The organism is Anaerolineae bacterium, from assembly GCA_025062375.1.
Lineage (GTDB): Bacteria > Chloroflexota > Anaerolineae > SpSt-600 > SpSt-600 > SpSt-600.
Window position 1 is genome coordinate 54,205 of sequence record JANXAG010000005.1, and the last position, 26,168, is coordinate 80,372.

The following is a 26,168-nucleotide window of genomic DNA, read 5'->3' on the forward strand; positions in this document are numbered from 1 at the left end:
AGTTATGGAAAAAGTACTGCTCAGGGTAAAGTTATTGCCTCCGCGTCTATCAGAACGGGTGCTGGCCCGCCCGCGTCTTACCCAGCAACTTCTTGAAGCCTTAAATTACCGCCTAACCATCCTCCGGGCAGGAGCCGGATACGGCAAGAGCACGGCCTTAGCCAGCTTAGCCGGGCAAGGGATCCCTTACGTGTGGTATCAGTTGGAGCGAGAGGACAGCGACCCTGTAACTTTTTTAACTTACCTGGCTCACGGCTTCCGCTCCCTTTTCCCCGATAGCCTGGAGCTGGCCCTGGCTTTCCTGGAAGAAAGTAGCGGACACTTCCCCCTGGTTCAGCTTGTGGACATTTTACTGGATGAGCTGGCGGCAAAGATTGCTTCTCCTCACCTGCTCATTCTGGATGACGCCCATTTCCTTAAAGGTTCTTCAGAAACTTTAAGCCTTCTGGACCGCTTTATCGCTCATTCCCCACCAGATTTGCACACGATCCTCTCAACCCGCTATGTGCTTAACCTCCCAACCCTAGTCCGGTGGAAAGCCCATGGGGAAGTTTTAGAGATTCACCAGGAGGATTTGGCCTTTAAACCTGAGGAAATAGGGGCTCTTTTTGCTCAAAAATACAGGCTTTTTCTAACCTCTTCCGAGATTGCTTTTTTAGCGGAGCGAACGGAAGGATGGCCTATTGCACTGCAGTTAATTGGAAAGGCTCTTCAGAGGCACAGCGCTTCCAGCCTTTCCGAAGCCCTTAAGCAGGTGACTGGCCCAAGTGAAAGCCTCTTTTCATATCTGGCTCGGGAGGTTTTAGAGCAATTAGAACCGAGAATGCAGGATTTCCTCCTCAAGACGGCCGTGCTGCAGGATTTATCGCCTGCCATTTGCGATTGTTTGCGCGAGGCTGATGATAGCGCTTCTATAATAAACTACCTTGTAGAAAATGGCCTTTTTATTGTAAGTTTAGGCGAAGGGCTCTTCCGCTACCACCATTTGTTCCGGGAATTTCTTTACCACCAATTATCACCTCAGGAAGCACAACAGGCCCACATGCGAGCTGCCAGGTGCTTTGTTCAGAGGGGCGACGAAGCAAGAGCTGTCCACCACTTTCTTGCTGCCCAGGCTTGGGAGGAAGCCGCTGCGATCTTGGAAAGCCTGGGCCGAGATATGGTGCAGGCTGGGCGTCTTGAAGTCCTCTCCAATTGGCTCGGAATGCTTCCACCTAAGGTTCTGGCATCTCATCCGGCCCTGCTCATATATCTGGGAGACATCGCTCGCCTCCGAAGCCGCTTCCATGAAGCTCTCGGCTGGTATCAGCAAGCCGAAGAACGCTACCGCCTCAGAGGTGATAACAGAGGTGTTGGCCAGGCACTGCGGGGTAAAGCTCGTGTTTATCTGGACACTGTCAACCCTGTCCAGGCAGAGCGATACCTCCAAGAAGCTTTGCGCCTTGCTGATGGGCAAGAAGACCGGGAGAGCTTTGCTCGTCTTCTGGAACTCTTAGCAGAAAATCAGTTAAATCTGGGCCGTCCGGAGGAGGCTGAGCGCCTGCGAGCACAGGCTCGCACCCTTCGGGAAGAAGGACCAGGCGAAGCCGAATTAGCCATCCGGGTGCTTCTGCGCACAGGTCGGCTCAATGAAGCCCGTCGTTTGCTGGAAGAGCAGGCGGAAAGAGAGCGTCGGGAGCCTATTCTCAGACCACGGGCTCACCGGGAGACGCTGCTCCTTTTATCCCTGATTTTAGCTTTCCAAGGAGAACCTGAAGCTGCATATCAGTGCGCTGTAGAGGGCACTAAGAGAGGTCAACTTCTTCACTCCCCCTTTGTGACCGCTGTGGGGTATATGCGGCAGGGGCATTCCTGGCTTATCCGGGATAATCCGGATGGTTACTCTCATGCCTATCGCTGTTATCAGGAAGCCATCGCTTTAGGCGAAGATTTGGCAGTGCCACGCCTTAAGGTAGAAGCTTTCTGGGGCCTCTGCCGAGCTCATGGCTTTCAGGGAGAACTGGAAGCCGCTTTAGAGGCGGCCCGTCAAGGAATAGAGATCGCACAACAGGCAGGAGATGAATGGATAACGGCCCTGATCCGGGTTTCTATGGGAGCAGGATATGTCCTGGCTGGCGAATATAGCCTGGCGTTGGACTGGCTTACGCAGGCCCTCACAGCTTTCAGAGAGTGCAGTGACCCCTATGGGGAAGCCGTTGCCCGGCTTTGGCTTTCTCTCATATGGTGGCACAAAAACGACAAAGCTCGGCTGAGGCGAGATGCCGAAGAACTCCTTCGCCTGGTCCACAACCATGGCTATGATTACCTTCTCACCAAACGCACCCTCTTAGGGCCTCCTGACCCCCGCATGGTGGTTCCGATTCTGCTTTATGCCCGCAGTTCTGGTCTGCATCCTGCCTGCGTAGAGCGCCTCCTTCGGACTATGGGCTTGGAGAAGGTGGAATTCCACCCGGGATATCAGTTAAAAATCCAGACTTTGGGGCCGTTCAGAGTATGGCGGGGGAACAAGGAAATACTCCCGCTGGAATGGCGCCGTGAAAAGGCCAGAAGACTCTTTCAACTTCTCCTGACTTACCGGCACACCATGCTGGATCGGGACCAGATCCTGGAGATGCTCTGGCCCGGCTTGGAGCCTGAAACAGCTAAACGAGATTTTAAGGTAGCCTTGAGCACTCTCTGTAAGGTTTTGGAGCCCGAACGTTCAGAAGGGGCGCCTTCCGCCTATGTCCTTCGGGACGGCTCTCATTATGGGTTGAGGCCTGGTGCCGATATATGGCTGGATGTGGAGGAAATGGAAAAGGAAATAGCTTGCGGAGATAAACTCTTCAAGCAAGACCCCAGCAAAGCCCTAGAACATTACCAGCGGGCCTTAGCCCTTTATCAGGGAAATTATCTGGAGGATTGCCTTTACGAAGCCTGGTGCAGCGAAGAAAGAGAAAGAATTCTTATCCTTTACCTGCGCACTGCCGATAAAGTGGTCGAACTTTTGGCTCAGAAAGAGGCCTGGGAAGAGGTTTTAACGGTTTGTCGGGCTATATTAGCTCGTGATCCTTGCTGGGAGCAGGCCTATCGCTGGACAATGTTAGCCTACGCTCGAACAGGCCGCAAGGCTCAAGCCCTCAAAACTTTCAGACAATGCGCAGAAATACTCCAGAAAGAACTTCAGGTAGACCCTTCTCCCGCCACTATTCAGCTTTACGAAGAAATCCGCAATGACCGCCTTAAGTAACCATTTTGTAACTTTTTTGTAACCGCCCCATGTTATCCTCTTTCCTGCGAGGAGGTAAGGCTATGCGTCTCAAAGACCGCGTTGCTCTGATTACTGGTGGAGCTATGGGCATAGGTCAGGCCACTGCTTTCCGCTTTGCCGAGGAAGGAGCGGTGGTTATCATCTGCGATGTGAATGAGGAGGCAGGCCGCCGAACAGCGGTGGATTTGGGAGATGAAACCCGTTTTTACAAAGTAGATGTTACTGACAGGAAAGCGGTTCAGGCCTGGGTAGACGACGTTGTCGCCCGATACGGCAGGGTTGATATACTTGTGAACAATGCCGGTATCCTCCGGGATGCCCTGCTGGTGAAATACAAAGATGGTCAAGTGGTAAGTCAGATGTCCGAAGAGGACTTCGATCGGGTAATTGCTGTTAACCTTAAGGGAGTTTTCAACTGTACTCAGGCCGTTGTGCCTTACATGATCCGGCAAGGCGGAGGGGTCATCCTCAATGCTTCCTCGGTTGTAGGAATAGATGGTAATTTTGGTCAAACCAATTACGTTGCTTCCAAAGCTGGTGTTATCGGGATGACCAGGGTCTGGGCCAGGGAACTGGGAAGATACAACATCCGGGTTAACGCGGTAGCACCGGGCTTTATTCTGACCGATATGGTCCGCCAGATGCCGGAAAAAATCCTGGAACTTATGAAAAGCCGTATCCCCCTGGGCCGTCTGGGCGATCCACGGGATGTTGCTAACGCCTACCTGTTCCTGGCTTCTGATGAAGCCTCTTACATAACCGGTGCTGTGCTAAGGGTAGATGGGGGAATCGTGGTAGGCACCTGAAGGAGGAAGAATGATTGTTGGTGACTGGCTCGGACGCCGGGAACTACTTACCCCCAACAAGGTTGCCCTGATAGATACGCTGAAGGGCCATCGTCCCATAACTTATCGAGAATGGAGCCGAACGGTTAACCGCACCGCCCGTTTCCTTCAGGAGCGTTTTGGAGTTCGCAAAGGCGATAGAGTGGCTATCCTGGCTCACAATTGTGTGGAGTATTTAGATCTCTGGTTTGCTCTGGGCCGTATCGGTGGAATTATGCAGACTCTGAACTGGCGCCTTACCCCTTACGAGCTGGAAAGCCTGTTGGTTGATGGGAGGCCAGTAGCCCTGGTCTACGGAAGCGAATTCACCTCCCAGGTCAATGCCCTGCGGGGCAAAGTGCCTGAACTCCGTTATTACATCGCCCTCGGGGAAAAGGCAGCCCCAGATGATGTGGCCTTTTCTGAACGCGAATCCTTCTCAGACCATCCTCTTCCAGAAATAGACCTGGATTGGAATGATCCGTGGGTTATTTGCTACACCGGCGGGACCACAGGTTTTCCGAAAGGAGCTGTTCTAACTCACCTTTCCATCACAGCTAACGCCGTTAACACTATTGTCTCATGGGGTCTTACCCCCGATGATGTGGCAATCCTGAATGCTCCCCTCTTCCACACAGGTGGCCTGAACGTCTTTACCGCTCCTCTCGTTTATATCGGAGGCACTAGTATTGTCTGCAAAACCTTTGATCCCGACCAGGTGTTTGACCTAATCCGTGATGCAGGGGTGACAGTGTTCTTCGGTGTTCCTACAATGTTCATTATGCTTCAGCAGCATCCGCGATGGGAAGAAGCCGATTTTTCTCGCCTCAAAATTGTGATAAGCGGCGGCGCGCCCTGCCCGATGTCCGTATTTGAGAAGTTCTGGGAGCGAGGGGTTAATTTCAAGACAGGCTATGGCCTTACTGAGGCCGGCCCTAATACCTTCTGGCTCCCTCCGGAAGATGTCCGACGCAAGCCTGGTTCTGTGGGTTTTCCTCTCTTCCATATTGACTTGAAAATAGTGCGGAGCGATGGAACCGAATGCGGTCCAGAAGAAGTAGGAGAACTGCTCATCCGTGGGCCTCATGTCTGCGCTGGTTACTGGAATAACCCTGAAGCTACAGCTCAGGCTTTTCGGGATGGGTGGCTTTACACTGGCGACCTGGCTAAACGTGATGCTGAAGGCTATTACTACATAGTTGGGCGAATCAAGGACATGTTCATTTCCGGAGGCGAAAACGTTTATCCTGCCGAAGTTGAAAGCGTCCTCCATGCCCATCCAGCAGTAGCTGAAGCCGCAGTCATAGGAGTACCCGACCCCAAATGGGGAGAAGTGGGCCGGGCTATTGTAGCCCTTCGCCCTGGTTTCTCCGTCACTGAAGAAGAACTAATAGCTTTCTGCCGGGAGCGATTGGCCAGCTACAAAGTTCCCAAGTCTTTCGTCTTTTTGGAAGCTTTGCCCAAAACAGGAGCAGGCAAAATAGATAAGGAGCGTCTGAAAAAGGAATACGGCTCATAGACAAGGAGGTCTAAATGCCAAGGATGAAGGTGAACGACATAGAAGTTGCGTATGAAGTGACCGGGGACGGTCATCCACTGGTTTTAATTACCGGTGTTGGTTACGGACGTTGGTTCTGGCACAAGATTGTGCCTGACCTTGCAAAACATTTTAAGGTGATTACCTTCGACAACCGGGGGGCAGGCGAAAGCGATAAGCCCCCGGGCCCCTACACTACGAAGATGATGGCTGCTGACACCGCAGGGCTCCTGGATGGCCTCGGAATTAGCAAGGCTTATGTAATGGGTCACTCCCTTGGAGGGTTCATTGCCCAGGAATTAGCTTTAGCCAGGCCAGAGCTGGTAGAAAAGCTGGTTCTGGCTTCCACCACCTACGGAGGCCCCAATGTTATCCCCATTACCCCGGAAGCCCTTGAAGTTTTGACCAAGCGAGATGGTGATCCAGTAGAATTGGTCCATAGAGGAATCAAGGTAGCTTGTGCTCCTGGTTTCGCTGAGCGCCATCCAGAAATAGTCAAAGAACTCCTGGAGTACCGTCTGACCAATCCTGTGCCGCCGGCTCAGTATCAGGCTCAGGTTATGGCTGGCGCCACCCATAACGCTGAAGATCGCATTTCACAAATCACTTGTCCTGTGCTGATTCTCTTCGGCGAACATGATAAAGTGGTCCCTCCTGGCAATGCAGAGCTTCTGGCCAGAAAGCTTCCCAACGCTCGGGTGAAAATCATCCCCAATACAGGCCACATCTTTCCCATAGAAGACCCGCAAGCTACTATAAGGGCTTTACTGGAGTTCCTGAAACCCGATGTGGAGGCTGGCTAATGCGTCATGTGCGTATCGTTGCCACCGGAAGTTATGTGCCTGAAAGAGTGGTAACCAACGAAGAGATAGACGAAATACTGGGCGAGAAAACCAGTGACTGGCTTATAGAAAACGTGGGCATCCGCCAGCGCCATTGGATGACCCCTGATCAAACCACTTCTGATCTGGTGGTGGAGGCTTCCAAGAGAGCACTGGAACGGGCTGGCATTCGCCCTGAAGACCTGGACCTCATTATAGTCTCCACCGACACCCCAGATTATATCTCCCCTTCCACTTCCGCGGTGGTGCAATATAAGCTGGGCGCAGTAAATGCTGGCTGCTGGGATGTAAACAGCGCTTGTGCTGGCTGGGTCACTGCCCTGGATCAGGGTGCCCGCTACATAATGACCGAACCATCAATGCGCTACGTCTTAGTAGCGGGGGGCTATGGAATGAGCCGCTTCCTGGACTTTAAAGACAAGAAAACCGCTAACCTCTTTGCCGATGGAGCTGGGGCTGTAGTGCTCGGCCCGAGTCAGGAGCCAGGGTTCCTGGCGAGCCAGTTTCTGGCCAGAGGTGAATACCATGACGCCCTGGGCATTTACACCGGTGGGACTTTCAGACCCTGTACCCCGGAAAACCTGGAAAAGTATGGCCCTCCGCGAGTCCAATTCATCAAAAAATTCCCCCGCACCTTTAACACCGAGTATTGGCCATGGCTCATCCAGAAAGCTCTGGAAAAGGCAGGCCTCACTGTAGAAGATGTGAGCCTCTTCCTCTTCACCCAGCTCAACCTGCGCACTATTGAATTGATGATGCAAATTTTGGGTCAACCGATGGAGAAAACCCACTGGATAATGGACAAATGGGGCTATACAGGCTCGCCCTGTGTGGCAATGGCGCTGGATGATTTAATCAATCAGGGGCGAGGACCCAAACCAGGAGATATCATTGTCTTCTGCACCAGCGGCGGTGGTATCACGATGGCTGCCTCTGTGTGGCGGTGGATATAACGGGGGAGAAAATTCCATGTATGTGGGAGATTACCTCGGCCGAAGAGCTATTTACAGCCCGGATAAGGTGGCTATAATTGATGCCGGAAAACAACCTCCATGGCGCCTCACCTATCGCCAACTTAATGAACGAGCTAATCGCTTCGCTAACTGGCTCCGCAGTTCAGCAGGAATCAAAAAGGGCGATAGGGTAGCTATTCTGGCCCGGGATGGGGTAGAACACCTGGACTGCTTTTTCGCCTGCTCCAAACTTGGCGCCATTCACACCGCTCTCAACTGGCGTCTCCATTGGCGAGAACTGGTAGAAATAATCCGCAAAACTACTCCCACCGTTCTTATTTACTCCGGCGACTTCCGGGATAACGTTGCTCAGCTTCAGGCTGCGATTCAGGGCACAGAATATGCTATACGTTACTACCTCCATATAGAAGGTGAAGGTATAGAGGGAAGCTTGCATTTTGAAACCACACTCCAGAGCAGCCCTGCGCAGCCTGTTACCTGCGAAACCGTGGAAGCTGAGGACATCGTCGCTCTGATCTTCACAGGAGGCACCACGGGCTTTCCTAAAGCCGCTCAAATTTCCCACCGGATGATAGCCTGGAACACTCTCAATACCATCATTCATGACCTCACCCACAATGACATTTACCTTAACGTCTTCCCCATGTTCCACACGGGGGGCCTTTTTGTCTATACCCTGCCACAAATCATCATGGGCGGCACCACCATCCTGATCCGCCAGTTTGATCCGGCTCTTGTGCTCAGGCTGATAGAACAGGAAAAGGTTACCGTCTTTGCTGCTGTGCCCACGATGTATCAAATGATGGCTCAGGCCCCGAACTGGGAAGAAGCTGACCTTTCCTCCCTCAGGTTCTGCACCAGTGGTGGGGCTCCTCTGCCTGTGCCGCTGATAGAAAAATACACACGCGAAAAAGGAATCCGCTTTAAACAGGGTTTTGGGATGACAGAATTCGGCCCTGGAGTTTTCGCTTTAGCTCCCGAAGATGCCATCCGTAAGGCCGGCTCTATTGGGCGCCCGAACTTTTTCGTGGACGTTCGCATCGTTGATGATGAAAACCGTCCCTTAGGCCCTAACCAAATTGGGGAACTGGTGCTTAAAGGCCCCTCCATATGCTCTGGCTATTTTGGTGACCCCGAAGCCACAGCCAATATGCTGGATGAAGAAGGCTGGTTCCACACGGGCGACCTCGCCTATTATGATGAGGAGTGGTATTTTTACATCGTAGATCGCAAGAAAGACATGTTCATCTCAGGCGGGGAAAATGTTTACCCGGTGGAGATAGAAAAAGTCCTCTACGAACATCCGGCCGTGCACATGTGCGCTGTCATTGGCGTGCCAGACCCCAAATGGGGGGAAGTTGGGTTGGCCTGCGTTGTCCTGAAGCCCGGAACAACGGCCACCGAGGAAGAGCTCATCGCCTTTCTCAGGGAGCGCCTGGCCAGCTACAAAGTCCCCAAGCGAATAGTGTTTATGGATAGCCTTCCTATTTCAGCAGCAGGCAAAATCCTTAAGAGAGAACTGCGAAAACAATTTGCTGGAGAATAGGAGGTAATATGCCTCACCTGGAAGGGATTAAATCTCAGATAATTCAAACTTCCCGGCTCAAGATGCACGTTCTTACAGCGGGACCAGATGACGGCACCCCGGTCATTTTTATCCACGGCAATGGGGCGTCGTCTACATTCTGGGAGGAAACGATGGTTTCTCTCCCGCCTGGCTTCCGAGCTATAGCCCCCGATATGCGCGGATACGGGGAAACAGAACCTGCGCCAATAGATGCTACTCTCGGTCTGGGGGATATGGTGGAGGACATCCGCTCCCTGGTAGAAGCAATGGGAATTAAGAAGTTCCATATCGTTGGCCACTCCATGGGGGGCGGAATCGCCATGAAATATGCCATCGCTTACCCTCAAGACCTTCTATCCATGACCCTAGTGGCAACAATGTCTCCTTACGGCTACAGTGGTAGCAAGGATGTAGATGGAACCCCATGTTACGACGATGGCGCTCCGGCTGGGGCAGGCAGCGTTAACCCTGAATTCGTCCGGCTCCTCAAGGAAAAAGACCGCAGCACCGATAACCCTATGTCTCCCCGCAACGTGCTGCGCCAGTTTTACTTTAAACCGCCCTTCATTCCAGCGCGGGAGGAAGAGCTCCTCGAGGCTTTGCTTTCAATGCGAATAGGTGAGGACTGGTATCCGGGCAATTTTGTCCCCTCCCCTCACTGGCCTGGGGTCGCCCCTGGAAACCGAGGTGTCATAAACGCCATTAGCCGAAAATACTTCGACGCAAGCGGTATAGTTGAAATCCAGCCCAAACCTCCGGTGCTCTGGGTCCGAGGTGCCGATGATCTGGTAATTTCCAATAGCGCCATGTGGGATATTGCCACCCTGGGAGCACTGGGCTTTGTCCCTGGATGGCCAGGTCCCCAGGAATGCCCTCCCCAACCGATGTTGGATCAAATTAGGGCGGTTTTGGACCGATACAGGGCTAACGGAGGCTACTACCGGGAAGTGGTCATCCCCGACTGCGGCCATACACCTTTCATAGAAAAGCCAGAAGAATTCAACGCCATCTTCCATAGATTTCTGATGGGGGAGGAGTAGCAAAATGTATACCTTTGACTGGTTGGCGAAACGGGCAGAGCTTTCACCCAACAAAGTAGCCCTGGTGGATGCGGCAACAGGCCGCCGATGGACCTACGCCCAGTTTAACGAGCGCGCCAGCCGCTTCGCAGAGTTCCTCAGGGATGAGTGGAAAATCAAGGAAGGTGAGCGGGTAGCCATCCTGGCTTACAATTCTTCCGATTACTTTGAAGTTCTCTACGGTTGCGCCAAAATAGGGGCAATACTGGTCTGCCTTAACTGGCGGTTGGCTTTACCGGAGCTGGAGATAATCGTCAACGATGCTTCCCCTCGCGCCCTGATTTACGACCGGGAATTTGCCGAAGCTGCCCATTACCTCAAAGAGCGCACAACGGCTAACCTGCTGATGGTATTGGGTGAGAAAGCCCCCGAAGGAGAATGGGCTTACGAAGAAGCACTGGCTCAAGCAAGCGGTCAACCCATCGTTATGCCCCCACGTTCTTTGAACGATGTATGGCATCTCCTTTACACTGCTGGCACCACGGGACGCCCCAAAGGCGTTATCCAGACTTTCGGGATGGTCTTCTACAATGCCGTCAATATTGGCATTGCCATTGACCTGACTTCGGAGGATGTAACCCTTAACGCCCTTCCCACTTTCCACACTGGCGGCCTTAACCTCTATGCCAACCCAACCTTCCACGTGGGAGGCACTGCTATAATCCAGCGCACCTTTAACCCTGCTGAGACTTTGCGCCTTCTTTCCGAAGAGGCTACCGCCTTTTTTGGAGTGCCTGCAATGTACCTTTTCATGAGCCAGCACCCAGACTTTGATAAATACGACCTTTCCCGCGTCCGCTCCTGGGCTTGCGGCGGTGCTCCAATGCCGGTCCATCTCCTCCACTGGTATGCTGAACGGGGCATTATAATCCAACAAGGCTTCGGCATGACGGAAACCGGGCCCACAGTTTTCCTGATCGATAAAGAGCACGCTATCTCCAAAGCGGGTTCAGTTGGCAAACCTCAAATGCATGTAATGGTGCGGATCGTGGACCGGGAAGGGCGTGATGTGCCACCAGGAGAGGTCGGGGAGCTGTGGATCAAGGGACCAGGTGTTACTCCGGGCTACTGGCAGCAGCCAGAAATAACCGCTGAATCTTTTACAGATGGATGGCTCCATTCCGGAGACCTGGCCAGGGTTGACGAGGACGGATTTTACTACATCGTCGATCGCCTGAAGGACATGTATATTTCCGGCGGAGAAAACGTTTACCCCGCTGAAGTGGAAAACGTCCTCTACCAGATGGAACAAATAGCTGAAGTGGCTGTCATCGGGGTGCCGGACCCCAAATGGGGTGAAGTGGGGAAAGCTATTGTGGTCGTTAAGCCTGGCTATACCCTCACCGAGGAAGAAGTCCTTCGCTTCTGCGAAGGGAAAATTGCCCGCTACAAGATCCCCAAATACGTGGTCTTTGTGGATAGACTTCCCCGCAATCCAGCGGGCAAAGTCCTGAAAACCGAGCTTCGCAAGAGGTTTGGCACAGCATGAGGCTGGAAGTGGGCCAGAAAGCTGTATTTCAACGCCGACTTGCTCAGGAGGACTTCAACCGTTTCGCCTTACTGAGCGGCGATGATAATCCTATTCACACAGACCCCGACTTCGCCGCCAGAACTCGCTTCGGGAAGCCCGTCGCTCACGGAGCTTTCCTCTTCGGGCTGATCTCTTCTGCCCTGGGCACTTTGTTGCCAGGTCCCGGGACGCTAATTCTCTACCAGGAGCTTATGTTCCCTACCCCCACATACGCTGGGGAAGAAGTAACAGTGCAAGTAGAAGTCACCAGTATAGATTCAGAGAAAAACCAGGCCGAACTTGCGACCCTCATAATTCGGCCCAATGGGGAAATCGGATGCCAGGGTTTGGCCGTAGTCCACTTTGGCCCATCAAAAGGGTGGCCCAGAGTGGAAAGGGAAACTCCACCGTCGCCGCCCAGCGAAAGTGATTTCTTAAAGGGCTTCCGCCTGGGGGAAAAGGCTTGTCTTCAGCGCGCTTTCGCATCCGGCGATATACGAACATATATTGAGCTAACGGGCGACTCTAACCCCATCTACACCGAAAGCGAATGGGCCTTCAAAAAAGGGCTGAACCGTCCCCTGCTCCCTGCCCCACTCCTGGGAGCTCTCTTCTCCTGCCTTCTCGGAGTGCACCTGCCGGGCTGGGGCACAAATTACCTTAAACAGCGCTTCCTTTTCCTGGAACCCGCCTATCCGGATGAAGAACTCAAAGCCAAGGTGGAAATTGTGCGGTTGCGACCGGAAAAGGAGCTTATCAATTTGCGCACTACCTGCCTGAACTCAGATGGAAAAGTCATCTGTGATGGGGAAGCTCTGGTTTTGGTGCGCGATGTTAGAGCAAAGGAGGCTTAATGCCCAAGGTGAAAGTTAACGATATACACCTCTACTACGAAATGCACGGTCCAAAAGAGGCCGAGGTCCTGGTGCTCTCCAACGGTATTCTTATGAGTACCGCCAGCTGGGTCTTTCAAACCCGCGAGTTATCCAGGCACTACCGGCTTTTGCTCTATGACTGTCGGGGAATGTGGCAATCGGACCATCCCCCTGGCCCCTATTCCATGGAACAGCACGCCGATGACCTGGCTGGGTTACTGGATACCCTCGGAATTGAGAAAGCCCACATTGGCGGTATCTCCTATGGAGGCGAAATCAGCATGACTTTTGCCCTCCGCTATCCGGCGCGAACTTTGAGCCTCATCGTCGCCGACTCTGTAAGCCACGTAGACCCATGGCTCCGAACAGTGGTGGAAGGCTGGATTGCAACAGCCCGCACAAAAGACCCCAAAGCCTTTTTCAGCGCCACCGCCCCATGGAATTTTTCTCCCCGTTTCATTCATGAACATCCGGACATCATGACCCAGGCTCTGGACCGCTACGCCCTGCTGGACTACGAAGCGTTCATATGCCTGTGCGAATCTTTCCTGCACCTGAACATTACAGAGCGTTTAGGAGAGATAGTAGCTCCCACCTGTGTCATCGTTGGAGAGCATGACATCTTAAAGGGGAGAAGGTACGCCGAAGAAATTGCGCGCCGGATCCCTGGAGCGGAACTCCACATAATCCCTGGAGCCGGGCATGCTACTTGCTGGGAGAACCCTGAAGCTTTCAACTCTATTATCTTAGGATTCCTCGCCCGGCACCGGAAAAGCGGCTCTGATTTGAAAAAACTTTAGGAGGAGAACCATGCGGAACAAAAATATACTGTGGCTTTGTGTAACCATCATTGCTGGGCTGTCGCTGGTGCTGGCCTCCTGCAAGCCGGCCCCGACTCCGACTCCAGTGCCGCCTACTCCGACGCCGGCCCCAACTCCAACTCCTGCTCCCAGCCCCACGCCGACAGCTCCTGCGTATCCCTTTGCCGGCAAGCCCCTCAAGATAGGCCTTCTTACGGATAATTCTGGCCCGCTGGCTATCTATGGGCCAATGCTGGAACGTGGCTTTGAACTTGGCCTGGAATATGCTACCGCCGGCACTATGGAAGTGGCGGGTCGCCCTATAAAGGTCATCATCAAAGACACTTCCAGCGATCCCGAGAAAGGCGTCAGCCTGGCCCGGGAGCTCATTGAAGCAGAAGGAGCTGAAATCCTGGTTGGTCCCCCCAGCTCTGGAGTTGCTATGGCAGTACAAAAAATCGCTGAAGAATACAAGGTCATCCTCATCGTTGAACCTGCTGCCGCCACTGATATCACCGGCAAGAACTTCAACCCCTACACCTTCCGCACCAGCCGCACCTCCTATCAGGATGCCATCGTGATGGGCCAGGGGCTTCTTGCGCTTGGGAAAACCTTCGTCCAGATTGCTCCAGACTACGCTTTCGGTTGGGCATCCGCCTGCGGGTTCTATGCCGTGATAAAGGCCGGGGGTGGGACCTTCCCCGTCAATGATACTCCGGAGGGCTGTGGCGCTATCTTCATCCCCTTTGATACCACAGACTTCACCCCTTACCTCCAACAGGTGCTGGATTCCGGAGCAGAAGTGCTTATAATAACCTGGGCTGGTGCAGGCTTTGTTCCTCTCTTCAAGCAGATGCAGGAACTGGGCGTCTTTGACAAGATGATCGTCGGCACCGGCATTGGCGATAACCAGACCCTGGCAGCCGGATATGCCAACGCCGTCGGCTCTACTGGTATCATCGTTTACCACTACACCCTCCCCAAGAACCCCGTGAATGACTGGCTGGTCAAACGCCACAAGGAGAAATACGGAACCCCGCCTGACCTCTTCACCGCCGGTGGGATGGCTGCCGCTATAATGGTTGTAGAAGGCCTCAAGCGCACAAACGGAGATGCCAGCGCTGACGCCCTTATCAAAGTCTACGAGGACAACTTCTCCTTTGACGGTCCCAATGGGAAATATATCATCCGCCCTTACGACCACGTGTGCCTCTTCCCACTCTACTACGTGCGCTTGACCAACGTCACCGATCCGGAGTTCAGGTTCGTGGAACTGATCAAGGAGTTCGCTCCTGAGGAGGCGGCGCCACCCTGCCTGCTGCCAGACCAGTATAAGCATCGTTGCCCGTAATAGGTGATTGAAAACGCGGGGGAGGGCTTTCCTCCCCCGCGGCTCCCAGGGGAAAAGCCCGATGGAACCCCAGATCATTTTAGAAACCAGGAACTTGCGCAAAGAATTTGATGGTCTCGTAGCCGTTGATAACGTCTCTTTAAGGGTTCGGGAAGGGCAGCTCCACGCCATAATTGGGCCCAACGGGGCAGGCAAAACTACCCTTTTTAACCTCATAAGCGGCGTAATTCCGCCCACTGCGGGCCGCGTTTTCCTTCGCGGACAGGACATTACCGGCCTCCCACCCTACGAGATTGCTCGCAGGGGAATAGGGCGCTCTTTCCAGATAACCAACCTTTTCCCTAACTTGACAGTCCTGGAAAGCGTAAGGTTAGCAGTACAGGCCCGTGGCCCTCACAGCCTTTACTTCTGGAGCCATTACCGCCGCTACCGTGAATACGAGGAAAAAGCCATAGAAGTAATCCGTAAAGTTGGACTCTCAGGGCGAGAGTATTTCTTAACTCGATTCCTGCCTCACGGAGACCAGCGAAAGCTGGAAATTGCTCTCCTTCTGGCTACAGAGCCCGAAATCCTTCTGCTGGATGAGCCCACAGCGGGGATGGCCTCTGGCGAAATCGCAGCTCTCATGGAACTCATATCTCGTTTGCGGGAGGAGGGCAGACACACTATTTTGTTAGTGGAACACAAAATGGATGTAGTCATGACCCTGTCCGACATCATAACCGTTATGCACCAAGGCCGGATCTTGGCAGAAGGGACTCCTGAAGAAATCAAAGCAAATGAACAAGTCCAGCAAGCCTACTTAGGGGAACTGTAAAGGAGGCAAAATTGGAACCACTTCTGGAAGTGCGCGATATCCATACCTTTATCGGCCAATTTCATATCCTTCAGGGGGTATCCCTAACGGTTCCGGCGGGGAGTGTGACCGCTCTTCTGGGACGCAATGGCGCAGGCAAGACCACTACCCTTAAATCTATCCTGGGCCTGACCCCGCCCCGCACCGGGAAAATAATCTTTGCCGGTGAGGAAATTCAGGGGCGCCGGCCTTATGAGATTGCGGCTATGGGGGTTGGTTACGTCCCCGAACACAGGGCTATTTTTACCAATCTGACCGTAGAAGAAAATCTCCGCATTGCTGAGCGGCGAAAAGGTGACCTTAAACGTAAAGCTGACTTTATCTTCTCCCTCTTCCCAGATCTCAAAAGGCTCTATAAACTTCCTGCCGGGAACCTTTCCGGTGGACAGCAGCAAATGCTGGCCATCGCTCGAGCTCTCGTCCCTGATAACCGATTGCTGTTGATAGACGAACCCAGTGAGGGATTAGCCCCTTTGCTCGTGCGGGAGCTTATGGAGGCTATCCGGCAACTTTCCGCCGAGGTTACCATCCTCCTGGTAGACCAGAACTTCCGAATGACCAGCTTTCTCGCCAGCTATTACACTCTTATAGATGACGGCCGAACCGTCCGGAGCGGTCTGATGGCTGATTTGCTGAACGAGCCAGAAGTTATCCGTCGTTACCTGGGAGCTGTAGTGTAGGAGGAGACGGATGAGAAAGTATCGCGAGGCTTTAGTTTCTGTCCTTATAGTCACAGGGATAATCCTGATTGCTTACTGGGTTTTTGGCCCTTCCAAAGCAACTGCCACGCTTCTGTCTGGCCTTACCCTGGCTTCCCTTTATTTCCTGTTAGGAGCAGGCCTTTCGCTCATTTTCGGCCTTATGGACGTCCTGAACTTTGCCCACGGGATAATCTTCATGATCGGAGCTTACATAGGCTACACTATTTATGGCAACCCTCGCCTCATCCTCAACACGGTGCCTCTTTTCCTGAATCTGGCAGCCGGGGTAATGCTGGGTTCTTTCATCAGACGATTACTGGAGTGGTATGGGGTCAATGCGATAAACAGGCGCTTCTTTACCTTTGCTACAGCCCTGGTTGGCATTATCGTTCTGATCTGGGGAGTTAAAGGATTCCCCCTGCGCCCCCTGGTCGCTTTTGAGCCCACAACCCCTGGGGGAGCTATCCCCACTGCCCTTGCTCAGGAACCTTTACCCCGTATGGCAGCGCGTTTGGGGTGGATGGTCCTTTCTGGAATGCTTTTGGGTTTAGCCCTGAAACCCCAGAAAAAAGAAGAAATAAGGCCCAAAGATTTTATCCGCTATTTTTCCTGGGTTCTCAGCCTTGTTATTATGGCTTTCTTTATCCTCTTCGTCCGGAATGCGGCAGAACGATTCCTGTTGGGGCTTTCCACCGACGTTCGCTTCATCCTTGCCCTACTTGCCGGTGCCGCCACCGGAGGGATTCTCGGAGCATTTATAGAAACTTCTTTCATACGGCCTTTCTATGGCCGCACTATTACCCAAATTGTGCTTACGTTGGGGTTAATGTTTGCAGGAGGGGAGTTGGTCAAAGCTATCTGGGGTAAAGAGGGCCGTGCTCCGATGCCTGCCCTTTCCCTTTTTGCAGAAAGCTGTCGCTCTCCCAACCTGATAGCCTGGTTTAGAGAACACTGTTCTTCCATTGACGTGCTGGGGCGAGCTTTCCCCACTTACCGGCTCTTCATCATATTCATAGGGGTGCTCATTTTGGTGGGGGTTACATTGCTTCTCCGATATACCCGTTTGGGGATGATTGTGAGAGCTGGAGTTCAAGATAGCGAGATGGTAGAAGCTTTGGGGATCAATGTCCGGCGCGTTTTTACCCTGGTTTTTGCCCTCGGTTCAGCCCTGGCAGCCCTGGGAGGAGTGGTAGCCGCCCCCTTTGTAGGTGTTTACCCGGACATGGGTGGCATATTCCAGCTCCAGGCTTTTATAGCCGTAGTTATTGGCGGAATGGGCAGTTATACTGGCACTGCTGTTGGAGCTTTAATTTTAGGATTAGCCCGGGCCTTTGGAGACACCCTCGTAACGACAGGGTTCACCATCCCGGGAACGGCTTATGCCTGGCGAGCTTCTCCAGCCATAGCTCGCGCTTCTATCGTTCTTATAATGGCTCTGGTGCTTTTAGTGCGGCCTGCCGGAATATTCGGAAAAAAGGGGTAAAGCTATGAGAGGGACTCTTCGCCGATGGTTAAAGCTTTTAGAAACTTGGCGCGGGAGTTTGGTCTTATTGATCTTACTGCTCTCTTTCCCCTTTATCGGCGGACTGATTTTAGGAGAGCCGGCCAGTGTTAGCCCTCAATTGCGAGGCATAAGCCGCGTCCTGGCTCTGGCCGAAACAGGGGAAGCTAAGTTCTGGCAGGGAATGATTATCCAGATGCTAATATTGGGCGTCTTTGCCATGAGCTATGATTTGCTCCTGGGCTATACCGGCATCATCTCTTTCGGCCACGCAATGTTTTATGGAACGGGTGGTTATGTGGTAGGCCTCCTGGTCAAACACGCCCGGTGGTCCGTATGGGAAGCGATGGCCATGGTAGTTCTGGTGGCATTGCTTCAAAGCTTTGTGATCGGAGTCCTTTCACTGCGAGTGCGTGGCGTTTATCTGGCAATGGTAACTTTAGCCTTCGCTGAGTTCTTCTACATCCTGGCCGAAGCCACTGATTTCCGTCACTATACTGGCGCTGACGATGGCCTGCACGGTATTTACCCACCCCCGTTTCTAAGCCCCACTACCAACCGCACCAATTTCTACTTTTTCACCCTCGCTTTTTTCATAGTAATGTATCTTGTTGCACATCGGCTGGTGAATTCCCCCACCGGGCGAGTTATGATAGCAATTCGGGAAAATGAAGCCCGCACCGCAATGCTTGGCTACAACACCTTTGTTTACAAGCTGATCGCCATCATGGCCTCAGGGGTCATGGCCTCCCTGGCCGGTTCCTTCAACGCCCTTTTTAACCTTGGAGTTACCCCCTCGGTCCTGAGCGTAGGCACCACAATAGAAGTGATAGCTATGACTATTGTCGGAGGGGTGGGGACCCTCAGCGGCCCAGTATTAGGAGCAGCTATTGTTCACCTTCTGGGCTACTGGCTAAACCGACTCCTCGGGCCCGCATGGGTGCTTGCCTTTGGAGTCGCTTTTGTGCTAATCGTAATATTCCTCCCCTACGGGATTGTGGGGACCTGGAGAACCCGAAGCTTCCAGTGGAAAGCAACATGGCAGCGTTACCTTAGGATGGTAGCTTCGCGAATATCCCTAAAGATGTAGCTTTCCTCCCCAGTGTAATCCCCACAGCCAGCAGCACAAATTTCCCCCTTTGTTTCTATTTTGACTTACCTATGGAGCGATGATATCATTTTTAGGGAGGAGGGAAATGCTCACAGAGGTGGAAAGGGCCATAAGGGAAAGGCGTTCTGTAAGGGCCTACAGGGATGAGCCCGTTCCAGAGGAACTTCTTCAGAGAATTCTGGAGGCTGCCCGCTGGGCCGCAAGTGGCGCTAACGCCCAACCATGGCACTTCATAGTAGTCCGTGATAAGAAAAATAGGGAATTCCTCAGCGCTCACTCCCGTTTCCTCTTCGTGCAGAATCGGCACATATCCGAAGCCCCTGTAAGCATAATAATCTGCGGCGACCCCCGCCGGAGCAAGTGGTACTGGGCCGATTGCTCCCTGGCCGGAGCCAATATAATGCTTGCAGCTCACGCCCTCGGCCTGGGAACATGCTGGATAGGAATCTTTGATGCCCCAGCTATTAAAAGATACTTTGCCATCCCCGACCACCTGGAAATAGTGGCCATCATAACTCTCGGCTACCCTGAAGAGGTTCCCACCGCCCCTGCAAGGCTGCCGCTGGAAAAGATAGTTCACTACGAGACCTTTGACCCCTCCCATACCCCCTCCCTCGTGGATGTAGCCACTAAAACAGGGCCCTTGACGGTTGCCCACAAAATCGTTAAGCTTATCCTCAGGAGGTAAAACTATGAAGAGACTTATAGAAGGGGTTAAAGTGCGCCAGCTCAGGGTCATACCCGATGAAAGAGGCTACCTTATGGAGATGCTCCGCTCCGATTGGGAAGAATTTCAGAAATTCGGGCAGGTCTACGTGACAGCCGTCTACCCGGGAGTGGTCAAGGGCTGGCACTACCACAAAAAGCAAACCGACCATTTCGTGTGCGTAAAAGGGATGGCTAAAGTAGTGCTCTACGATGGCCGGGAAGGTTCCCCCACCTACGGGGAAATAAACGAGTTCTTCATCGGCGAGCTCAACCCCGTGCTACTAACCATACCCCCGGGCGTTATCCACGGCTTTAAAGGTATAAGCACCGATATGACCCTCATTGTCAATATCCCGACCGAACTCTACGATTACGAGAACCCTGACGAATACCGCATTCCACCTCACAGCGGGGAAATCCCCTACGATTGGGCCAGGAAGGACGGGTAAATGGATACCGAAAAAAAGCTGGAGCTTTTGGGAAAAGCTGCTCAGTATGATCTCTGCGGAGAGGCGTGTAGCCCCAATGTCCATCGGATAAAAGATGACCTGGGGCGCTGGCTATATCCAGCTGTTCTGCCCGATGGGAAAAGGGTTATACTTCTCAAAGTCCTCCTGAGCAATGCCTGCGTCAATAACTGCCTTTACTGCGCCAACAGAGCCGGGCGAGATTGCCCCAGAATGTCTTTTACCCCGGAAGAACTCGCTTCCATTTTCGACCACCTCTGGCGCAGGGGCACAGTCAAGGGCCTTTTTCTTAGTTCAGCGATAGACGGCAGCCCTGATGAAGTGATGGCCCGGATGATCGCAACTGCGGAGATTATCCGGCGCCGGTACGGTTTTCACGGATACATTCATCTTAAAGTGATTCCCGGAGCCAGCAGGGCAGCCGTAGAAGCCATGGCGCGCTGGGCTACGAGAATGTCGGTGAACCTTGAAGCTCCATCCCCAGAAACCTTGAACCGCATAGCTCCGGGCAAAAACTTTACTGAGAACCTTTTCGCCCCCATTGCTTGGATCAAAGAATTGATGGAAGAAGGAAAAGCCCTCCTCCCAGCCGGACAAACCACACAGTTTATGGTAGGCCCGGGAGGGGAAAGGGACCGGGACCTCCTTCGTCTGGCCCAATCTTTATACAGAGATTTTGGCATGCAACGCATTTATTACAGCGCCTTCCAGCCTGTCCCCAATACTCCCCTTGAGGCTCATCCTCCGACCCCCGCCTGGCGTGAGCACCGCCTTTACCAGGCCGATTTCCTCATAAGGCGCTACGGTTTCACCGTGGAGGAATTGACCTTTAATTCTGACGGCAACCTCCCAAGAGAAGGTGATCCCAAGCTCCTCTGGGCCTTGAAACATCCGGAGTTTTTCCCGGTGGAAGTGAACACCGCCGATTACCATCAGCTCTTGAGAGTCCCTGGTATAGGCCCCCGCTCAGCCCGGAAGATAATCGCCGAGCGCAAAAAAGGAGCTATAAGCTTCATTGAAGACCTGAAAAAGCTTGGGGTAATAACCGGGCGAGCAGCTCCTTTTATAACCCTTAAAGGTAAAAGGCCAGCATTTCAAATCGGTCTCCTTTAACTGGAGGGGAAATGCGTTTTCTCATAACCGGAGGAGCAGGTTTCATCGGGGCAGCCCTGGCCAACAGGCTTGTCCGGATGGGACATCACGTAAGGGTGATAGACGACCTGAGCGCTGGAGACCCCTCTCGCCTTGACCCCAAAGTAATCTTTACCCGTGGGGATGTCCGGGATGTACCAAGGCTCTGGAACCTCCTGCAAGGAGTGGATTGTGTCTATCATCTGGCAGCCAAGGTTTCAGTCCCTGAATCAGTCCTTTACCCCAGAGAGTACAACGAAGTAAACGTAGGTGGAACGGTAGCCCTGATGGTGGCGGTAAGAGATGTGGGGGTCAAGCGTGTTATCCTCGCTTCATCGGGTGCTGTTTACGGCGAACAGAAAGAGCAGCCAGTAAAAGAAACGCAAAAGCCTAACCCCCAATCCCCTTACGCCGTCAGCAAGCTGGCCTCAGAATATTATGTCAATACCCTCGGGGCGCTTTATGGCATAGAAACGGTTATCCTGAGGATCTTCAATGCCTATGGGCCAGGGCAATACCTTACTTTCCATCATCCCCCAGTTATCCCCCAGTTCATGAAAAAGGCTGTGGAAGGGGGAACACTGGTCATCTACGGCAACGGGAACCAAACGAGGGACTTTGTTTACATTGACGATGTGGTGGATGCACTGGTGGCAGCAGCTACAGCCAATAACGTGAACAGAGCTATCATAAACGTGGGCAGCGGTGAAGAGACCAGCATAAACGATCTGGCCAAAAAGGTGGCCAAGGTGGTTGGTCGGGAAGTGGAGGTAATTCACAACAAAGCCGAAAGCGGGGGGGTATCACGCCTCGTAGCTGACCTGACCCGAGCTCAGGAGCTTCTGGGCTACAGGCCAAAAGTCACCCTGATGGAGGGTCTCAGAAGGCTATTGGAATTAGACCCTCGCTTTCGCATCAGCCGATGAGGGATAGATTCACGGCAATAATTATCGTCCTTCTTGCTTTCAGCATCCGCCTTGGGGGCATCCTTTCTCAAAGCCTCTGGAGAGATGAAGTTGATGCCGTTCTTTTCGCTTCGGCTCCTCTGAAAGAGGTGCTGGGGTATTTCACCCACCCAGGGTGGAATGGCCCCCTTTACTACCTTTTGCTGAAAGGATGGCTCCACTTGGCAGGGAAAGGGGAATTTGCCCTTCGTTATTTTTCTTTGCTTTTCGGCGTTCTATCCTTACCCCTTATTTTTAAGCTGGCCCAAAATTTCCTCCCAGAGCGCTTCGCTCTCATGGCCATGCTCCTCTCAGGCCTTTCGCCCTACCTGGTCTGGTACTCCCAGGAGGGCAAAATGTATGGATTGTGGCTGTTTCTGGCAACTTTAGCTTTTTTCCTGCACTTAAGGGCCCTGGAGAGGGGAGGATTGAAGCGCTGGGCTTTGTATCTGATGGCCGTTACAGCTAACTTTTACGTCCATTTCCACAGCCTTTTCATGATACTGGGGCAACTGACGCTTTACCTCTGGCCGGAGTACCATAAAAAGTGGCGGGAAGGACTCCTGGCCCACTCAATCCTTATACTGCCCTTCTGGCCCGCAACCCGCTGGCTTATACTATCCTTCTTTTCCCCAAATCCCACCGGGTTTCCGTACTATCCTCTCTCCGATATGTTTGGTATCCTCTTTACCGGGTGGAGCTGCGGCATCCTTAGCACCCTGTGGCCCTGGTCCCTTGTTCCCGCAGGGCTGACCGCTCTGGGAGCTCTCGCCGAGGGCAAGATTGCCCTCCAATTGGGAGCCATCCTTCTGCTCCCGGTTCTCGGGCTTTTTGGAGTCTGCCTCCGCAAGCCCCTTTTCACAGACCGCTACCTTATCTTCCTTGCGCCATTTTTCTACATATTGCTGTCATTGGGATTGAGTTTTTGGCGGGCGAAGAAGAAGTTCCTTGAGCCTGGTTTAATTCTGGCCCTTTTATTGGTGAACGCCGAAGCTCTCTTGAGCCAGAGCCGTTTTCCGATAAAGAGCGATTTCAGAGAGGCTGTGGCCCTCTTCAAAAAGTATGCTTCCGAGGGCGACGTAGTGGTATTCCAGATTCCCTACGTGCGCCGCGTTTTTGATTACTACCTGGCCGGAGAAAAACCCTATATTCCAGTGGAAGCGCCTTATACCAATTGGGGCATGACACCGAAGCAGGTGGATAGTTACCTCAAAAGCCATACCGGCTACCACCGCCGGGTATGGCTGGTCCTGAGCGAGGCGGAAATGTGGGATTCAAGAGGACTTGTGGAAAAGTGGTTTGAGGAGAACTTTACCCCTGAATTGAGGGGACGCCTTGTCCGAGTAACGATAACCCTCTACTCCCGCCCTGAGCCCCTGGTAGACCTGAGGGCCCTGCGCTACAGATGTTTTCTACCTCTGGTCTTACGGCAAAAATAAAGGGAGCCGGTTTCTAAGTAATGGCTCCGGCCCCCTTCTCTTTACCAGACCAGCGGCCAATACCCTGGTCTCCAGCGTTTACTTCATCATCGGGATCTTCAGGTTGTATTTCTTGGCCACGGCGATGGCCTCCTCGTATCCCGCATCCACATGGCGGATAACCCCCATCCACGGGTCAGCCGTGAGAACCCGCTCCAGGCGGCGGGCTGCTTCTGGGGTGCCATCGGCCACGATTACCTGGCCAGCATGGATGGAGTAGCCCACACCTACCCCCCCGCCGGAATGGATGGCCACCCAGGTAGCGCCACAGACGGCATTGAGAAGAGCGTTGAGGAGAGGCCAGTCGGCAATGGCATCAGAGCCATCCTTCATCCCCTCTGTCTCCCGCCTGGGCGATGCCACCGAACCAGCATCAAGGTGGTCTCGCCCTATGACGATAGGAGCTTTCACCTTACCTGAGGCCACCAGTTCGTTGAATTTGAGGCCGGCCTTGTCCCTCTCTCCGTATCCAAGCCAGCAGATGCGGGCCGGTAGACCCTGGAACTTCACCTTCTTCTGAGCCATCTTTATCCAGCGCACCAGATATTCATCTTCGGGGAAGAGCTCAATGATAGCCTGGTCCGTCACGTAGATGTCCTCGGGGTCACCGGAAAGAGCCACCCAGCGGAAAGGCCCCTTGCCCTGACAGAAAAGGGGACGGATGTAAGCCAGAACGAAGCCGGGATAGTTGAAAGCATCTTTCACACCGGCATCGTAGGCCCTCTGGCGCAGGTTGTTACCGTAGTCAAAAACGATGGCCCCCCGCTTCTGGAACTCCAGCATGGCCTGAACATGTTCAGCCATGGAAGCCATAGAGCGACGCACGTATTCTTTAGGGTCTTTGCCACGGAGCTCGGCGGCTTCTTCTACAGAGAGGCCTTTGGGTATATACATAAGTGGGTCATGGGCTGGAGTTTGGTCGGTGACCACATCGGGAGTTATGCCTCTGACCACCAGCTCGGGGTAGACGTCAGCAGCGTTCCCTATGAGGCCTATGGATTTAGCCTCTCCTTTCTTGAGGGCCTCCTCCACCATGGTCATGGCCTCTTCCAGATCGTTCACCACTACATCCAGGTAACCGGTTTCCAGACGCCTCTGAGCTCTCCAGGGATCTACTTCCACTATGAGAGCCACTCCTTCGTTCATAGTCACAGCGAGGGGTTGTGCTCCTCCCATCTCACCCAGGCCAGCGCTCAGGACGAATTTGCCCTTGAGGCTTGGCCACCCAGCTGAGCGAGCAGCGGCGGCAAAGGTTTCATAAGTGCCCTGAAGGATTCCCTGGGTGCCTATGTAGATCCAGGCCCCTGCTGTCATCTGGGCGAACATTATCAGGCCCAGGCGCTCCAGTTCATCAAAATACTCCTGGGTTGCCCAAGCCGGAACCAGGTTAGAGTTGGCCATCAGGACCCTTGGAGCATCCAGGTGAGTGCGAAAAACTCCTACCGGTTTTCCTGACTGGATAAGGAGGGTTTCATCGGGCTCCATCTCTTCCAGGGTGCGGAGGATGGCATCAAAGCACTCCCAGTTCCTGGCGGCCTTTCCCCTTCCCCCGTAAACGATTAGGTTGTCGGGGTCACCGGCTACTTCCGGGTCCAGATTGTTTTGGAGCATCCTGTAAGGGGCTTCAAGGAGCCAGCTTTTGCAGTGGAGTTGAGTTCCCCTCGGCGCGCGAACTATCCTTTTGGGCATAGTCCACCTCCTTTACCTGAAGTTTAAATTCCTCCGAGATAAGCAGCCTGCACTTTTGGATTCAGCCTCAGCTCTTCAGCACTCCCCTCCAGAACGATTCGGCCGTTTTCCAGCACATAACCCCTCTGCACGATCTTGAGGGCTTCATGGGCGTTCTGTTCCACCATTAAGATTGAGACACCTTCCCGGTGCAGTTCGTTTAGAGCCTTAAAAACCATTCCCACTATTATTGGGGAAAGCCCCATGGAGACCTCATCTACCAGGAGAAGGCGGGGCTTCCTCATGACAGCCCTCCCGATAGCCAGCATTTGCTGCTCCCCACCGGAAAGGGTTCCCGCTTTCTGACGGCGCCTTTCGGCCAGGATGGGGAAAAGGGAAAAAACTGTATCAAGCCTTTCTCTAAACTTTTTCGGGTTTGACTCCAAATAAGCGCCGAGACGCAGGTTTTCCTCTACCGAAAGGTCCGGAAAAATCCGGCGTCCTTCCGGAACCACAGCCATGCCCCGCGCTGCCCTCTCCCAGGGAGGTAGCAAAGTGATGTCTTCCCCTTCAAACTCTATACGTCCTCCAATGGGCCTGACCCAGCCTGTAAGGGCCTTTATAAGGGTGCTCTTACCAGCACCGTTGGCTCCGAGAACAGCGATGGCTTCTCCGTCTTCAACGGTCAACGAAACTCCGTGGAGGACGATAGCCTGGCTGTAAGCCACTCTGAGGTTTTCCACCTTAAGCATTTCAATCCTCCATGGCAGTGTGACCCAGATATGCTTCTATAACTTTCGGATTTTTCCGAATTTCATCAGGTTTGCCCTCGGCAATTACCTGACCGTGCGCCAGAACCACTATCCTCTGGGAGAGGCCCATGGCAAAGGGCATGTTGTGCTCCACCAGGATTACTGTAATCCCATCGGAATGGAGCTGACGGATCAGCCCTGCCAGCTGTTCCAGCTCTTCGTGGATGAGCCCCGCCGCTGGT

23 protein-coding genes and 1 pseudogene (1 of these 24 running past the window's edge) are annotated in these 26,168 nt (G+C 53.3%); 21 read left to right on the forward strand and 3 right to left on the reverse strand.

Annotation, left to right across the window (positions count from 1 at the left end):
- Nucleotides 1–4 precede the first annotated feature (4 nt).
- From NZ653_02600 to NZ653_02700, 21 genes and pseudogenes are all read left to right on the forward strand, one after another.
- Nucleotides 5–3,229, forward strand: a complete 3,225-nt coding sequence (locus NZ653_02600; protein MCS7286022.1) for a tetratricopeptide repeat protein — start codon at nt 5–7, stop codon at nt 3,227–3,229.
- A 62-nt stretch (nt 3,230–3,291) separates the two neighbouring features.
- Nucleotides 3,292–4,056: a 3-oxoacyl-ACP reductase FabG gene (gene fabG, locus NZ653_02605; GenBank protein ID MCS7286023.1), complete on the forward strand. Its 765-nt coding sequence runs from the start codon at nt 3,292–3,294 to the stop codon at nt 4,054–4,056.
- A 10-nt stretch (nt 4,057–4,066) separates the two neighbouring features.
- Nucleotides 4,067–5,593: a long-chain fatty acid--CoA ligase gene (locus tag NZ653_02610; GenBank protein ID MCS7286024.1), complete on the forward strand. Its 1,527-nt coding sequence runs from the start codon at nt 4,067–4,069 to the stop codon at nt 5,591–5,593.
- A gap of 14 nt (nt 5,594–5,607) precedes the next feature.
- Nucleotides 5,608–6,414: an alpha/beta hydrolase gene (locus NZ653_02615; GenBank protein ID MCS7286025.1), complete on the forward strand. Its 807-nt coding sequence runs from the start codon at nt 5,608–5,610 to the stop codon at nt 6,412–6,414.
- Nucleotides 6,414–7,406 (forward strand): ketoacyl-ACP synthase III, encoded by a 993-nt coding sequence (locus NZ653_02620; GenBank protein ID MCS7286026.1) that lies wholly within the window; start codon nt 6,414–6,416, stop codon nt 7,404–7,406. The genes NZ653_02615 and NZ653_02620 overlap by 1 nt, the downstream gene beginning before the upstream one ends.
- A gap of 16 nt (nt 7,407–7,422) precedes the next feature.
- Entirely contained in the window at nt 7,423–8,973 is a 1,551-nt protein-coding gene (locus tag NZ653_02625) for a long-chain fatty acid--CoA ligase (GenBank protein ID MCS7286027.1), read from the forward strand.
- An 8-nt stretch (nt 8,974–8,981) separates the two neighbouring features.
- A complete protein-coding gene (locus NZ653_02630) occupies nt 8,982–10,034 on the forward strand; it encodes an alpha/beta hydrolase (protein ID MCS7286028.1) in 1,053 nt (350 codons plus the stop codon).
- A 4-nt stretch (nt 10,035–10,038) separates the two neighbouring features.
- Complete coding sequence (locus tag NZ653_02635) at nt 10,039–11,562, forward strand: long-chain fatty acid--CoA ligase (GenBank protein MCS7286029.1); 1,524 nt, start codon at nt 10,039–10,041, stop codon at nt 11,560–11,562.
- Nucleotides 11,559–12,437, forward strand: coding sequence for a MaoC/PaaZ C-terminal domain-containing protein (locus tag NZ653_02640; GenBank protein ID MCS7286030.1), 879 nt, complete (start codon nt 11,559–11,561; stop codon nt 12,435–12,437). Before NZ653_02635 ends, NZ653_02640 begins: the two co-directional genes overlap by 4 nt.
- A complete protein-coding gene (locus NZ653_02645; GenBank protein MCS7286031.1) occupies nt 12,437–13,258 on the forward strand; it encodes an alpha/beta hydrolase in 822 nt (273 codons plus the stop codon). Before NZ653_02640 ends, NZ653_02645 begins: the two co-directional genes overlap by 1 nt.
- Nucleotides 13,259–13,268: 10 nt before the next feature.
- Nucleotides 13,269–14,609, forward strand: coding sequence for a substrate-binding domain-containing protein (locus NZ653_02650; GenBank protein ID MCS7286032.1), 1,341 nt, complete (start codon nt 13,269–13,271; stop codon nt 14,607–14,609).
- 61 nt (nt 14,610–14,670) lie between these two features.
- Nucleotides 14,671–15,426 carry an ABC transporter ATP-binding protein gene (locus NZ653_02655; protein MCS7286033.1) on the forward strand — a complete coding sequence of 252 codons (756 nt, stop codon included), beginning with the start codon at nt 14,671–14,673 and terminating at the stop codon, nt 15,424–15,426.
- Nucleotides 15,427–15,437: 11 nt separating this feature from the next.
- Complete coding sequence (locus NZ653_02660; GenBank protein MCS7286034.1) at nt 15,438–16,145, forward strand: ABC transporter ATP-binding protein; 708 nt, start codon at nt 15,438–15,440, stop codon at nt 16,143–16,145.
- A gap of 67 nt (nt 16,146–16,212) precedes the next feature.
- Nucleotides 16,213–16,395: pseudogene (locus NZ653_02665) on the forward strand (branched-chain amino acid ABC transporter permease).
- A gap of 402 nt (nt 16,396–16,797) precedes the next feature.
- Nucleotides 16,798–17,649: a branched-chain amino acid ABC transporter permease gene (locus NZ653_02670; protein MCS7286035.1), complete on the forward strand. Its 852-nt coding sequence runs from the start codon at nt 16,798–16,800 to the stop codon at nt 17,647–17,649.
- Between the two features lie 4 nt (nt 17,650–17,653).
- The gene (locus tag NZ653_02675; GenBank protein ID MCS7286036.1) at nt 17,654–18,757 is read left to right on the forward strand and encodes a branched-chain amino acid ABC transporter permease; all 1,104 of its coding nucleotides are present in this window, start codon (nt 17,654–17,656) and stop codon (nt 18,755–18,757) included.
- Between the two features lie 106 nt (nt 18,758–18,863).
- Nucleotides 18,864–19,466, forward strand: coding sequence for a nitroreductase family protein (locus tag NZ653_02680; protein MCS7286037.1), 603 nt, complete (start codon nt 18,864–18,866; stop codon nt 19,464–19,466).
- A 4-nt stretch (nt 19,467–19,470) separates the two neighbouring features.
- Entirely contained in the window at nt 19,471–19,935 is a 465-nt protein-coding gene (locus NZ653_02685) for a dTDP-4-dehydrorhamnose 3,5-epimerase family protein (protein ID MCS7286038.1), read from the forward strand.
- Complete coding sequence (locus NZ653_02690; GenBank protein ID MCS7286039.1) at nt 19,936–21,066, forward strand: putative DNA modification/repair radical SAM protein; 1,131 nt, start codon at nt 19,936–19,938, stop codon at nt 21,064–21,066. It abuts the gene before it with no gap.
- Between the two features lie 11 nt (nt 21,067–21,077).
- Nucleotides 21,078–22,010: a GDP-mannose 4,6-dehydratase gene (locus NZ653_02695; GenBank protein ID MCS7286040.1), complete on the forward strand. Its 933-nt coding sequence runs from the start codon at nt 21,078–21,080 to the stop codon at nt 22,008–22,010.
- Entirely contained in the window at nt 22,007–23,467 is a 1,461-nt protein-coding gene (locus tag NZ653_02700) for a glycosyltransferase family 39 protein (protein MCS7286041.1), read from the forward strand. Before NZ653_02695 ends, NZ653_02700 begins: the two co-directional genes overlap by 4 nt.
- Before the next feature lie 78 nt (nt 23,468–23,545).
- Here the strand turns inward: NZ653_02700 and hutU are convergent, their stop codons facing one another.
- The 3 genes in view from hutU to NZ653_02715 are tightly spaced (at most 23 nt apart) and all read right to left on the reverse strand, a layout consistent with a single transcriptional unit that may run on beyond the window.
- The gene (hutU, locus tag NZ653_02705) at nt 23,546–25,195 is read right to left on the reverse strand and encodes a urocanate hydratase (GenBank protein MCS7286042.1); all 1,650 of its coding nucleotides are present in this window, start codon (nt 25,193–25,195) and stop codon (nt 23,546–23,548) included.
- Between the two features lie 23 nt (nt 25,196–25,218).
- Nucleotides 25,219–25,926: an ABC transporter ATP-binding protein gene (locus NZ653_02710; GenBank protein MCS7286043.1), complete on the reverse strand. Its 708-nt coding sequence runs from the start codon at nt 25,924–25,926 to the stop codon at nt 25,219–25,221.
- A 1-nt stretch (nt 25,927) separates the two neighbouring features.
- Nucleotides 25,928–26,168, reverse strand: partial view of an ABC transporter ATP-binding protein gene (locus tag NZ653_02715; GenBank protein MCS7286044.1) — the 3' end only. 605 nt of this gene lie beyond the right edge of the window; the window shows 241 of its 846 coding nt (coding positions 606–846); the start codon falls outside the window, past its right edge — the gene reads right to left on this strand; it ends in the stop codon at nt 25,928–25,930.